Here is a 12,184-nt window from a genome sequence, read left to right as displayed (position 1 = left end):
ATAAAACGCGCTTAAATCCAGCTCCTCGACGACATCACTGACAAAATAGGCCAGATGCCCCTCAGGCAGCCACTCGTTCAGGCTCGGGGGAAGAAGCAGTTCCTGGCCAGGCGAATACGGGCGGAAAGTGGTTCCCATCAGTCATCCTGTTGCTGAAGAATTTTGATCTATTGTGCCAGAATGTAGCTTCTGCCGCGCAGACTCCTAGCCCACCGCTTTAGAGCGCATCGGGAAAGGCGGAGACAAGGTAATCCACCAGCGCCCGGACTTTGGGCGTCACGAACTTGCGGGTGGGATAGACGGCGTAAACGCCAAGTTCGGTGGAGCGATAGTCAGGCATCAGCTCCACCAGCCGCCCGGCTTCCAGGTCTTTGTGCACCAGAAAACCGGGCTGCAGCACGATGCCCTGCCCGGCCACGGCAGCGGCACAGCAGGTTTCACCGTTGTTGGCATACATCCATGGCCGGACCCGCACACTGGTCTTGCCATCCGGGCCCTCAAAGGGCCAGTCGTTGCCGGTGGTGAAGTTGCTGTAGCCGATGATCCGGTGGCTGGCCAGATCTTCCGGTTTGACGGGGGCGCCGTGGGTGGCGATGTAATCCGACGAGGCGCAGGCAATGAGCCGGGTGGAGGTGATACGTCGGCTTACCAGCGTGGAGCTTTGCAGCGTGGCAATCCGGATGGCCAGATCAAAACCCTCCTCGACGATATCCACCAGCCGGTCAGAGAGATCGATCGACAACTCCACATCCGGATAGCGGGCGTGAAATTCTCCCCACAAAGGCGCCAGGTGGCTTATTCCGAAGCTGACCGGCGCATTCACCCTCAACGTGCCCCTTGCGACATCATTGCGGGCGGTTATTTCTGCTTCGGCCTCCTCAACCCCGGCCAATAGTTCCCGGCACCGGACATAGAACACCTCGCCCTCCCCGGTCAGCGACAGGCGGCGGGTGGTCCGCTGCAGCAGCCGGACCCCGAGACGACTTTCCAGTTCGCTGACATAGCGTGAGACAGCGGCCTTGGACATTCCCAGATTCTCTGATGCAGCGACGAAGCTGCCGGCTTCAACCACGTTGCAGAACGTCTGCATCTCCAACAATCGATCCATTGTTTCGATTTCCGGAACAGTTAATTTAATAAAGGTACGTTTATCCCGTTTATTGATATTTGTAAAGTACTCCCATGTTCGAAACACACCCAAGGAGATTCATCATGAACAACGCATTCCTGAACAAACTGATCAGCATTGACGCAGGCTGGGGCGCATTGGCCCTCCGGATTCCCGTCGGTATCATATTCGCTGCTCACGGCGCGCAGAAACTGTTTGGCTGGTTCGGCGGCTACGGCCTGGAAGGAACTGGGCAATGGATGGACTCCATCGGGTTGAGCCCGGGCTACCTGATGGCACTGCTGGCCGGTGGCGCGGAATTCTTCGGCGGCCTGGCACTGATCATCGGCCTGCTGGTTCGCCCTGCCAGCGCGGTACTGGCATTTGCCATGCTAGTCGCCATTTTCAGTGTTCATATCGGCAACGGCCTGTTCATGAGTAACAATGGCTATGAGTTTGGCCTGGCCTTGCTGGCCGTGTCGGTGTCCCTGGTATTCAGCGGCGCAGGCCGCGCGTCCATTGATCGCGCGATTGCAGCCCGATAACCACCGCAACCCGGAGGAGCCATCATGAGTCTGTTTGTTTCCCACGGCGCTCCCACCTTCGCACTGGAGCCGGGCCTCGCTGGCCCGGCCCTGACGGAGCTGGGCAAACGCCTTAGCAGGCCCGAAGCTGTGCTGGTGGTGTCACCCCACTGGATGACGCCGGAAGTCCGGGTGGGCGTTTCCGGAACGCCCGAGACCATTCACGATTTTCGCGGCTTCCCATCCGAACTGTATGAACTTGAATATCCGGCATCCGGGCATCCGGAACTGGCCCATACCACCCTCGCCTTGCTTGAGGCAGGAGGCTGGAAGGCACGAGCTGACGAAAAGCGGGGCCTGGATCACGGGGCCTGGGTTCCCCTGATGCACCTTTTCCCCGATCACTCGGTTCCGGTGTTTCAGGTTTCAATGCCTGCCAATCTTGACCCTGCTTCGGCCTGGCAGCTGGGCCAGACCCTGCAGCCACTCGAGCATGAGGGTGTGCTTGTTGTCGGGTCGGGTAGCCTTACCCACAACCTTTACGAGGTTCGCTGGGGGGACGAGAACGCCTCTGGCTATGCTCGGGAGTTCACGGATTGGGTTCGCGCAAAGGTCACTGCAGGCGACCACCAACAATTGATTGCGACGCTGGAGAAAGCGCCCCATGCACAACGTGCGCACCCCACCACAGAGCACTTCCTGCCTCTGTTGGTGGCGGCCGGTGCGGCCGGGGAACAGCAACCCGGCGTGCTGATTGATGGCGGGATCGAACACGGTGTTCTGGCCATGGATGCCTTTGTTTTCAGGCATCCGGCCTGAAGCCGGGGCAATCATCCAACCCCGGGCAATGCAAAAGGGCCACCCCGAGATTCCGTATAGGGCATAAAAGTATGTAATTTTGATAAACAACCCCCGAATAGGGGGTTGTTTTTTTTCTAATATGCATCGTAGTATATAGTAAATTAGATGTATTAAATGTAAGGGATAAGGGTGTTCGCCACTAAAGTGAAGGCAAAAATCGTTGAGGATTGCAGCGGAGTGACCACGGAGATTCCCGTCATTCTGACAGACGAAGGCGTTTTGGCATCCGTCACCGATTATGTCCTTAGCCTCTACTTGAATGGCGTCTCGCTTTCAACCATCAATAAGCGCCTTCAGTCGATCATGCTGCTCATTGAGTTCATTGATGCCAATGAAGGCATGTTCGACGACCCCGAGGAGCTGTTTTCGGTCTTTGTCAGGCGGCTATACAGCGGCACAGTTGGCGAAGATGGACTAGATCCTTCCGGACTGTATTGGATACCTGCCTCAGTCGGGTCAGTTAATAAGCACATATACAATCTGACGGAATTCACCGACTGGGTTTCTGAAAAAGGACTGGGCAAGCCCCTAAATACCCTACATAAAGCCACTCGCCATGAGGAGCGCCTTCAGTTCGCAGCGTGGTTCAGGCGAAACCAGAATGACTTTCTAGGGCACATCAAAGACAAGTCGATCAACAATACCCTCAGGAGAGCCCGCAGTATTAAAGGCAGAACACCGTTGGCAAAAACCAACGACGATGCCATTTCCTTTCCTACTGGGAAGTTCGAGGATTTTTACCTGAAGGGTTTGGGTAACACGAAAGACCCTCGGGTTGCGCTGCGAGATAAACTCATAGCACTTCTGATGCACGGCGCAGGATTCCGGCGTAGCGAGGCCCTTCTGTTGTGGGTTACGGATGTCTTCGAGGACCCTAACGATCCCGACCGTGCCATCGTCAGGATTCATAACGAGGTAGAAGGGAGAGCACCGAACAACTGGAAATCCAGAAAAGGAATGACGACACGCAAGGCGTACCTTAAGGAAATATACGGGCGCATACCGCGCCAAGAGATGCAAGGCACTCAGCATCTTGGCTGGAAGGCAAAGCAGTTTGACCATAAAGACGGTTACCTAGAGGCGTATTTTTTTCCACAAGACTTTGCACGGGTCTTCATGACCCTATGGCGACAGTATCTGGTCTATAGGGCGGGCGTGGACTGCCATCACCCCTATGCCTTTATCAATTTCAAGGCTCCGCATTTGGGAAATCCCTACACCTACAACGCCCTTAATTACAGCTATGCAGCGGGACTGCGTCGAATCGGCCTAGAACCCAACAAGGCCGAAGGCCTGGACCCACACGGTCATCGACACAACTACGGTCGCCGATTGACCGATGCGGGCATTGATCCGCTCATCCTGAAAAAATGCCTGCATCACAAAAGCTTGGAATCCCAGGAGGTTTACACCCAACCATCCAGCGCAAAGGTCTCAGAGGCTCTATCGCAGGCATCACAGCAACTTCAATTGGGATCGGATAAGGAAAAGGCCACTGCCTCTTTCGACTGGAAGACGTTAGCAAAACACGGCTTTGAAGACATTGATCCAAACGGCCAATTCACCGGCAAGAATCCACGGTTTGGGAAACGATAACATGACCAAAAAATCAGGAAGGAAGGGCTACACTTCGGATCTGACGCTGGGTTGGGTGACTGAAGAACTGGGGCACGACTGGCTGCAATGGCAGCAGTACGCCGTTGAATGGCTAAAAACGCAAGACAGAGGCGTTAGTAAGCGTTTGGAGGGTATAAGAAAATTTCTTCTTTACCTGAGCGAGAAAGCCCCCTATGCCGCTGACGTGGCAACAATGTTCGAGGGCCATCCGAGTGGCCACAAGGTGTCTAGTGAAGAGATTGAGGCCTTTCTGGTTAGCAGTGGATCGACTGTTAATAACCAACAATACGTGACGTTCGTTGTCGATTTATGCGACTACATCCTCAAGAACCATCTGAGTGCCGAGGATGATAACGGCGTCGAGCGGCCCCTGTTCCTGAATCCGTTCGAGAGAATCAAGATAAACACATCAAACACTGAAACCGTTCACAGCCCATTACCCTATCGCTATATCCAACAAATCAGGCACATTCTTTGCCCCTATCCAACCGATGACTCCGGCAATAAAACGCCATGGATCGGGTTTCATTTCCGGGACTGGCAGTGGGCTATCGATCACCTTCAGTATGGCAATCTGGCGTGGATGGAAGTGCCTCTGGAGTTGATTGATCCCGATGATCCGGATTGTATTGCCCGTACACGGACTGTGACTAGGAACAACAAGAAAGTTGAGGTCTATGAGATCTGGTCGCCTGTGATGGCGATGTTTCTATTTACCAAGCTCCATCTGCCCCTTCGCTCTTACCAGGTGCGGTTTCTGGACTCCGGTGAAGGCGATACCTGGCGTTACGAGCGTGGTCATTGGGTCGAGAACATCCAGCACCCGTTCAGGTACGGAACACCGAAACGCCCCTATGAGAAAGGCGTTTTTCGGCGCATTTATGATTCGATGACGGAGAGCTACACCACTGGGCTGTACGTTTCCACCAACAAAACCGCCGACCAAAACAAAGATGGGGTTCAGCGAGGCTATATTATCCCGTGGCAGCACGAAGAACTGCTGTATTGGCTGGAAAAACTCCGCAACTGGCAGGAAAAATACAACTCCATCGACCGGTTGATCGATGGCACAGAGCTTCAAAGGAAACACGTTGGCTCAGCCAAATCCAAGAAGCAATTAGCCGAAATGGGCGAGTTCGCCTTTCTGTTTCGAGACCGCAATTCCGCGTTCCCGATCAGCATAAATACTATCATGAATCCTTGGTACCGCCTGTTGTCGAAACTGGAAGGAGATCTGTTCCAGTCAGGCCTGAGGAAGAAGAATGGCGACCGCCTTCGCTTCGTGAAAGACTACGGCGAGGACTATGAGGGCCAAGAATCAATCAAGTCGGCAACGGACTACCCGCTGCACAGCCTACGGGTGTCGTTGATCACCTGCTACACCATGGACTCCGATCTGCCGTTGCCGGTGATCTCCAAGCTCCTGGCCGGTCATACCCGGCTGTTGATGACGATCTACTACAACAAGATCACGCCCTCGGTGATGGCCGAGAAAATGAGCGAGGCCGACTCCGCCCTGGTTGAACGCAGCGGAGTGTCTCTTAAGAACTTCCTTCAAGACGCAGAGATGAGGCAGATCCAACTCCGCGCTGCCTTCCACGGTGATCAGTACAATTCTGTCGAAACTGCGCTGGCGAACCGGAATCCAATTGGCTGGGAGGCGCGGGCCACCGGTCTGTGCCTGGTCGGTGGCAACTCCGTGCGTTCGGATGAACTGTCCACCGTTGGCGGCTGCTGGAACGGCGGCCCCATTATGAAAGATTCGGAACATGCGTACTCAAGGATTTATGGCCCGGTACCCCATGGCCCTGAAAACTGCCCCCGATGTCGCTGGCACATCACCGATGCGACCTACCTGCCAGCTCTGAATTCCAAGTTCAATCAAGTCAGCTACAAAGCGCACCAGGCGGCTGAACTGGCCGTCGAGATTGAAGGCCAATTAGAGGCCCTGAAGGATGAGCTGTTCATTGCTGAGGAAGAAGGTAAACCGTTCCTCAAGCACAGCGAACTTCAAGCGCTGGAGCGTCGTTACGAGAAACAGCGTGTGGAGGCAGATGAATACGCCAAAGACTACATCGCCATCTTCAACCTGATCAACAAAGTAATCCAGATCGAAAATGGGCGAATTGAGGACGATGACAGTCAAAAGCTGATTGCCGTGGGATCTGCGGAAGACCTCAATGTCAGCATGAAATTTATCGAAACCGACTCGGAATTGCTTCACCTGTCCTTGCTCTGCGAGGACGCTGAATTCTACCCCGACCTGCACGATGACTTGCGCAAGACGCCTGCCATTGCCAAGCGCACTAATGCCTTGAGCCGAATGATGGCGCGCTCTGGGTACAAGCCCGTCTTTCTGGAAATGGACGAAAACACACAGTTGATCGTGGGTAATGCGCTCGTTCGAAAAATGGCTAAGATCGCGGATCCAGACGACAGCATGGAAGGCTACCGAATCGCAACAAATTACATCGAAGCGCAAGAGTACCTGGAGAACGATGGGCTGCTGAAATCCGGATTTGAGGCAGTCAAACAAATCACCCCAATCACGCTGTCGTCAGGCGCTCTGAAGCGGATTCCGGCCTTGGAGGTGTCCGAATGAACGTCGATGTTGATGCGATTTTGGACACCCTAAAAGACGGCAAGACCGCGAAGACGAAGGCATCTCTAGATAAGCTCCACGAAACTTTGAGCGCCTACTTCGACTCCGGCGCTCGGGACTTTTCCATCACCACCATTGGGCGCGTATCCGAGGAAGATGGCGGTGTGGGCTATCAGTCAATTCGTGCCACCGCCAATAAGCATTACCGAGATCTGGTCGAAGCATGGGCCGCCAAGGCAAAGACCACCACCAAGAAGCCACCGGTGGGACCACCCAAGAGAATGAGCCAGGACCACCAACTGCTGGAGCGCATTGATGACGCGGCGGTGCGTGCGCTGTTCGGACAAATCATCCGTGAGCGGGATCGCTACAGAAGCGAAGCCAACATGCTCAAGAACCAAACCCAGATGGTCATCGACAAGCGCCCTACGACTTACAGCGAACCCCAGTCAGACGCCAGTGTGGAGCTGCTGCCCTCATTGAAGGGAATCTGCTCTGACAACGAGATTAAAGCCCTGCACACCGTCTGCACCGATGAGTGGCTCGAAAAGCTCGGGTTCCAGGCGAACAAGTTGGGTCAGGTGAAGGATGAGTTTGGCATGGAAATCCTGCCTCGTGGCTTCCTGACCGGGCTAAAGAAGATCCTGAGGGAAATTGATGAGTAATGGTCAGGAAAGAGCACGTCAGAACCTGAGTGCCTTCCAGAGCTGGGTGGCCACCCAAACGGATGACGATTTTAAGCAGATCGTTTTTCGGGGCCAGTTAAACCGTTGCGAAGTGGCCAAAGCCATAGGCATCGGAAAGAGCGCGTTGCGCCAGAATCCGGCCATCAAAACGGCACTGGAGAATCTGGAGCAGAACTTGCGTGATCGGGGTGTTCTGCCAGAACTGACCGAAACAGCCAAGGCCCAGCGATCAGAACCGAAGCGTTATGATCCCAGCGTTAACCAAAGAGCCATGGAATCGAGAAGGCTCTCAGTGCTGGAGCAGGAAAACATTGAGCTAAAGGCCCGGGTGGCAACCCTCGAAGCCAAGCTAAAACGGTACGGTGAACTGTCCGAAGTCCTCACAGAGTTCGGAGTCGCGCCCGATGCATGAAGAGTATTTCCGTGTCACCAGCTGCCAGCATAACGGCTATAAATACACGATCTTCACGGGCATTCCCCTTAAAGCCGACAGTTACAAAATCAACTCCGGCAAATACATCGTTAGCATCCGAAGTGAAAACCAGTCCCTGCCTATCAAGCCGTCCGTTGGTCAGCAATGGCGAGTGCGTGGCGTAAGGAAGCTGGAGACCGTTCAGGCAGGCGATTATAAGCTTCAGCAGCATTTGTACGATGCCCCAGCTGAGATGGAGTGCACGCTGCCGGAAACGGGCGAGGCGCTGATCCGCTTCCTTGCCAATGAAAAGGAGTTCACCGGTATCGGTGAGGCCAAAGCACGAGCCCTCTGGGACGTTTTTGGCAGTGACCTGCACCCAATACTCCAATCCAATACCTCCGAGCACAGAGGCCGTCTCAGGGAGGTTCTTAGCGAGATTTCGGTAACCGCGCTATACAACGGCTACGCCAAGTACAAAAACCTTGCGCATGCTAACTGGCTGGCCTCTCTGGGAGTGCCGCTTAGAATTCAGCAACGCATCCTGAAATACCACGATAATCGCACCGTTGAGATACTCAAGCGCAATCCTTACGCTTTGCTCGGATTCGGGATGTCTTTTCCTGATATCGATGCCATTGCCGAACAGATGGGCATGGAGAAATCGGCACCGGTGCGGCTCGCAGCTGCTTTAGAAAGCGCGATACGAAAAGAGGTAGAAAAGGGGCACACCTACGCCTCCCATCAGGCGCTTAGGCCCGAGGTGATCAAGCTTCTGGGCGATAAAGCCCTGGTCGCAGAGGCGTTCGCCAGCGGTTATCGCAACGGCCAGTTCATTCTCAGGCCAGAGACCGGCACATACCATCCTACCGCCCAAATCATGATGGAATCGGTCGCCGCCAAGCGGCTCAAGGCCCTAGCCGCCATGAAGGATGAAGATGAATCGGTCTTCAAGGCGCTCACCGAGGCCGTTCAGGAGTTGCCCTACGACCTGACCGAGCAGCAGGTCCAGGCGGTCGAGTCGAGCCTGACAAATGCGGCGTCCTGCATCACAGGTGGTGCCGGAACGGGTAAAACCACGGTGCTTCGAACCGTGCTCAAAGCCTATGCTGCGCTGGGCTATAAGATTCATGCCGTCGCTCTGTCGGGGCGAGCAGCCATGCGGCTGCACGAGAGCATCGGATTCTTCACCATGACGATTGCTCGGCTGCTGAGAGAAGAGCCGATCTCGCCGTCATTAGATGAGCCGAAGCATCTCCTGGTCATCGACGAAGCCAGTATGATCGACCTCCCGACCATGTATCGGATCATTACGCACCTCGACCCTTCGGTACGCACCATTCTGACCGGAGACCCGAACCAGCTGCCAGCCATCGGATGTGGCAAAGTCCTATCAGACATTGTCGAATCCGGTGCAATCGCTACGGTTGAGTTGAACATCGTCAAACGCCAAGAAGGCTCGACGGGCATCCCGGAATACTCGGCCACCATCAATCGGGGTGAGATTCCTCCTTTGTTATCGGTTGGCGCAATTACGTTCCATGAGACGCCTCCACAGCAGGTGGTCGATAAGTGCAAATCCTTGTACGCGGAGTTCCCCAATAACACCCAGATCATCGGAGCCACAAAGGCTCTCGTTGGCGAGGTGAACCGTGAGTGCCAAATGCTGCTCAATCCCGATGGGGAACGCTTGCAGTTTAGGCTGCATGGCGATGACTTCTTCCTCGATATGAGAGTGGGCGACCCGATCCTCTTCACCAGGAACAACTACAACATAGGAATTCAGAATGGGTCTCTTGGCGTATTATCCTCAACAGAGCGCGACACCCAGGACGGCCAGGAAACATTTGGTATCGTGACACTTGATACCGGCGAAAACATTTCAATTACGGATGAAGTCTTCGATTGCATGGAGCTTGGCTACGGAATCACGCTCCATAAGGCTCAGGGAAGCCAGTTCCCGAGAATCATCGTGGCAGTGCAGAAGGGGCGCATCTTAGACCGTGCGTGGCTTTACACGGCGATTACCCGTGCTGAGGCAGAGATACACATTGTCGGGCAGGCTAGTGATTTTTCGTCCATCGTAAAATCGGTAAGCAATGCCACCAGGCGAGCGAGTTTCTTGAAGGAATTGCTGGAAGAGAGGGATTCGGGGGTTAGCCATTAACAGCACGCCCCCTCATCGCCGGTCGCGGCCATCGGGACCTCTCCCTGTACCGCAATTTCATCTTAAACGATCATCGCTGGTCGTCAAATACCCCGAAATCAGATCATAAACAAGAGCGAACGCTCGGACCCGAAACAACTGGAAGATTTGATTCCCGTAGAAATCCGGCGAAACACCAACGGGCGGAAACTCTAATCAGCGGTGCAACTGAAACAGGGATGTCTGCATAAGCACCGTAAAAGCGGTTTAGAAATGGTGTAAGCAGCACGAAAGCTGTGCCCTCCGGTGGTGTAAGCAGCAGGACAGCCGCTGCTCAAAATGGTGTAAGCAGAGCATCTTTGTGGGCCGCCCCCCCTCAAAGCCTCTGCTCACAGGGTTCCCTTGGTGTGAGCAGACTAAGAGCTCGCCAAGAGTTCCTTTCAACGGTTATCAGCATTAGTCGGATGCATCAAAAAATAAAGGGCGAAGATTTTTGGCTATAAGCAATTGAAAATAAAAGGCTTCTAATCTGCTCATATATAGACGCAAAAAAGCACCACGCCGCTTCAATGCGTTCTTTGGCGATAAGGCTGGGGTAGATCTGCTCATATATGGACTCAGCTTTGCACCATCCGTCAGTTATTTCACCCAGAAGGCTCACGTAGAGTGACTCGCAGGTTGCTTTAAGGAGCGTTGCACAGGCAGCGTCGGTATAATCAGAGGCACTTTGCTCGGTTACCAAGGCATTGGACGACAGTAACCTGGCTTTCGCCCTGATGTATCGAGCGCGGACAGCAATGAATGAGAACAGGGAGATCACAAATGAGCACGAAAGCGTCAATCGCTGCAGGTGATAAATTTCATCTGTACAACGAAGAGCTTCTCTCCTCGGAGCCTCGCTCAGTATTCCTCAACCTCGAAAAACCCTCGTCTTACGAGATTTCCAAAGAAACCTTCAAAGATCAGATCATTGAGAGCCTTACCGTTGAGATTCTTTCTGAGGTGCTAGACGAAATAGCGATCAGATGGATCAAGTACCGGAAGCTTCAGGGCGCGGTTGGAGGTCCGGTTGGTTTGGAATGGGGAAGTCCCAATTGCCCCTACGACTAGACGAAGGGGGGCGATGCTGGCTCGCCTTGGGGACAGAAGCGGTGCGTTGGGATTATCCATGAGAAATCGAAGTACTCGGCCTGCCAGACTTCTGAGCTCCCGTAATTGTGAGACAGCCCTCCTGACTTATCGCCATTTGAAGGAGGCGATATCAAGATACTCGATGACGTGCTGGAAACCTTGGACACTGGTCAATTGATCAATCGGTCTTCCTTTCAACGCTTCGTTGGGCGTCTCCAGCCAATGAGCAAGATTTTCCCGGTCGTCGCCAATAGCGGCGATCATGCTATGACGGAGTTCCTGGAACAGTTGCGCGACATCTTCTCCGGGATAGCGGTTTGAAGAAGCGATTTCGACCAACTTGTCGCCAGCAACGCCGAGCTCCTCTGCTACCGAACGAATAACTCGGTCTTTGTCATTGTCCATACTTCAATAACTCCAGGCTTTCGAACACTTCCTTGATGGCTTCGAGTTTACCGGTCAAAACGAAATCTAACGGTCTCTGGCCGTAGTAAGGTGGATTTTGATTGATAGACATCATAAAACCGCTGTGGTTTTCCGGGTTCTGGAAGAGCTCTTTTAGGGAAGCGTGAATATTGAGAAGGTAGGAAATCGTCGTCAATTGACTCTGATCCGTTGTGTCGAGCGTTTCAGGGGCGTCAACGAGAGCTTGGTCAATGTTTAAAATTCGGGCTTGATCGGGACCCTCAATACCCCACGCCTGCAAAATTCGAATGGCCGCCTTTAGTCCGGCACGATGCTGCTCAATTGTTGTTTCACCGGGGGCATGGTTCATTGCTGAAAATACCTCTTTAAACAGTCATTTCTGCGTGCGATTTGTGATGTTCCTTTTTGAGCTACCAAGAAAGTCCCTGGCGCAAAGAAAGATCAAAGGATCACACCAAAACCATTCTGAGGCAATTAACCTCGAACAACCCTGTTGCGAATTCCGGGGTATAGCCATCCAAGCCGGGTTTTAAACAAAAGCGAACATTCGCCGCACCCCCAATTCCAGGCTTTACGCCCCTTAAACGGGTAAGCAATGCCCCATCAAGAACTTGGCAAACGATCAAAAGGGCTGACGGTTCCAGCACGTCGATCGCCAATGACATGCGTGT

12 protein-coding genes and 1 pseudogene are annotated in these 12,184 nt (G+C 53.7%); 8 read left to right on the top strand and 5 right to left on the bottom strand.

What is annotated here, in order from left to right; all coding sequences use genetic code 11:
• Together AC13E3_RS10385 and AC13E3_RS10380 are read right to left on the bottom strand one after the other, a co-directional pair.
• Positions 1–138: pseudogene (locus tag AC13E3_RS10385) on the bottom strand (IS5/IS1182 family transposase); the annotation flags it as partial.
• A gap of 79 nt (positions 139–217) precedes the next feature.
• Complete coding sequence (locus tag AC13E3_RS10380; protein ID WP_349343631.1) at positions 218–1,108, bottom strand: LysR family transcriptional regulator; 891 nt, start codon at positions 1,106–1,108, stop codon at positions 218–220.
• A 104-nt stretch (positions 1,109–1,212) separates the two neighbouring features.
• Between AC13E3_RS10380 and AC13E3_RS10375 the strand changes: the two genes are divergently transcribed.
• From AC13E3_RS10375 to AC13E3_RS10340, 8 genes are all read left to right on the top strand, one after another.
• Positions 1,213–1,653, top strand: coding sequence for a DoxX family protein (locus AC13E3_RS10375; protein ID WP_291909547.1), 441 nt, complete (start codon positions 1,213–1,215; stop codon positions 1,651–1,653).
• Positions 1,654–1,677: 24 nt separating this feature from the next.
• Complete coding sequence (locus tag AC13E3_RS10370) at positions 1,678–2,451, top strand: DODA-type extradiol aromatic ring-opening family dioxygenase (RefSeq protein WP_136632356.1); 774 nt, start codon at positions 1,678–1,680, stop codon at positions 2,449–2,451.
• Between the two features lie 171 nt (positions 2,452–2,622).
• Positions 2,623–4,089: a gamma-mobile-trio recombinase GmtY gene (gmtY, locus tag AC13E3_RS10365; protein ID WP_008169392.1), complete on the top strand. Its 1,467-nt coding sequence runs from the start codon at positions 2,623–2,625 to the stop codon at positions 4,087–4,089.
• Between the two features lies 1 nt (position 4,090).
• A complete protein-coding gene (gene gmtZ, locus AC13E3_RS10360; RefSeq protein ID WP_008169391.1) occupies positions 4,091–6,712 on the top strand; it encodes a gamma-mobile-trio integrase GmtZ in 2,622 nt (873 codons plus the stop codon).
• On the top strand, positions 6,709–7,377 hold the full coding sequence (gene gmtX, locus AC13E3_RS10355; RefSeq protein ID WP_008169390.1) for a gamma-mobile-trio protein GmtX: 669 nt from the start codon (positions 6,709–6,711) through the stop codon (positions 7,375–7,377). Before gmtZ ends, gmtX begins: the two co-directional genes overlap by 4 nt.
• Complete coding sequence (locus AC13E3_RS10350) at positions 7,370–7,810, top strand: VPA1267 family protein (RefSeq protein WP_008169389.1); 441 nt, start codon at positions 7,370–7,372, stop codon at positions 7,808–7,810. The genes gmtX and AC13E3_RS10350 overlap by 8 nt, the downstream gene beginning before the upstream one ends.
• Positions 7,803–9,977, top strand: coding sequence for an AAA family ATPase (locus AC13E3_RS10345; protein WP_008169388.1), 2,175 nt, complete (start codon positions 7,803–7,805; stop codon positions 9,975–9,977). Before AC13E3_RS10350 ends, AC13E3_RS10345 begins: the two co-directional genes overlap by 8 nt.
• Positions 9,978–10,778: 801 nt before the next feature.
• Complete coding sequence (locus tag AC13E3_RS10340) at positions 10,779–11,066, top strand: hypothetical protein (RefSeq protein WP_008169386.1); 288 nt, start codon at positions 10,779–10,781, stop codon at positions 11,064–11,066.
• 126 nt (positions 11,067–11,192) lie between these two features.
• Here AC13E3_RS10340 and AC13E3_RS10335 read toward each other — a convergent pair whose 3' ends face one another.
• The 3 genes from AC13E3_RS10335 to AC13E3_RS10325 all read right to left on the bottom strand — a co-directional run.
• The gene (locus tag AC13E3_RS10335) at positions 11,193–11,492 is read right to left on the bottom strand and encodes an antitoxin Xre/MbcA/ParS toxin-binding domain-containing protein (protein ID WP_008169384.1); all 300 of its coding nucleotides are present in this window, start codon (positions 11,490–11,492) and stop codon (positions 11,193–11,195) included.
• Positions 11,482–11,862, bottom strand: a complete 381-nt coding sequence (locus AC13E3_RS10330; RefSeq protein ID WP_008169382.1) for a hypothetical protein — start codon at positions 11,860–11,862, stop codon at positions 11,482–11,484. The genes AC13E3_RS10335 and AC13E3_RS10330 overlap by 11 nt, the downstream gene beginning before the upstream one ends.
• 100 nt (positions 11,863–11,962) lie before the next feature.
• Positions 11,963–12,184: hypothetical protein (locus tag AC13E3_RS10325; protein ID WP_482902031.1), on the bottom strand; the 222-nt coding region annotated here is incomplete at its 5' end.

It is taken from the genome of Marinobacter sp. L-80 (assembly GCF_056859395.1).
The sequence above is the reverse complement of the archived record's forward strand: the minus strand, read 5'-3'. Positions and strand labels throughout refer to the sequence as shown.

Bases quoted from the DNA above. Each gene is read 5' to 3' on its own strand.
- gmtX (WP_008169390.1), top strand. From the start codon at position 6,709: ATGAACGTCGATGTTGATGCGATTTTGGACACCCTAAAAGACGGCAAG.
- gmtZ (WP_008169391.1), top strand. From the start codon at position 4,091: ATGACCAAAAAATCAGGAAGGAAGGGCTACACTTCGGATCTGACGCTG.
- AC13E3_RS10340 (WP_008169386.1), top strand. From the start codon at position 10,779: ATGAGCACGAAAGCGTCAATCGCTGCAGGTGATAAATTTCATCTGTAC.
- AC13E3_RS10345 (WP_008169388.1), top strand. From the start codon at position 7,803: ATGCATGAAGAGTATTTCCGTGTCACCAGCTGCCAGCATAACGGCTAT.
- AC13E3_RS10335 (WP_008169384.1), bottom strand. From the start codon at position 11,492: ATGGACAATGACAAAGACCGAGTTATTCGTTCGGTAGCAGAGGAGCTC.
- AC13E3_RS10375 (WP_291909547.1), top strand. From the start codon at position 1,213: ATGAACAACGCATTCCTGAACAAACTGATCAGCATTGACGCAGGCTGG.
- AC13E3_RS10370 (WP_136632356.1), top strand. From the start codon at position 1,678: ATGAGTCTGTTTGTTTCCCACGGCGCTCCCACCTTCGCACTGGAGCCG.
- AC13E3_RS10380 (WP_349343631.1), bottom strand. From the start codon at position 1,108: ATGGATCGATTGTTGGAGATGCAGACGTTCTGCAACGTGGTTGAAGCC.
- AC13E3_RS10330 (WP_008169382.1), bottom strand. From the start codon at position 11,862: ATGAACCATGCCCCCGGTGAAACAACAATTGAGCAGCATCGTGCCGGA.
- AC13E3_RS10350 (WP_008169389.1), top strand. From the start codon at position 7,370: ATGAGTAATGGTCAGGAAAGAGCACGTCAGAACCTGAGTGCCTTCCAG.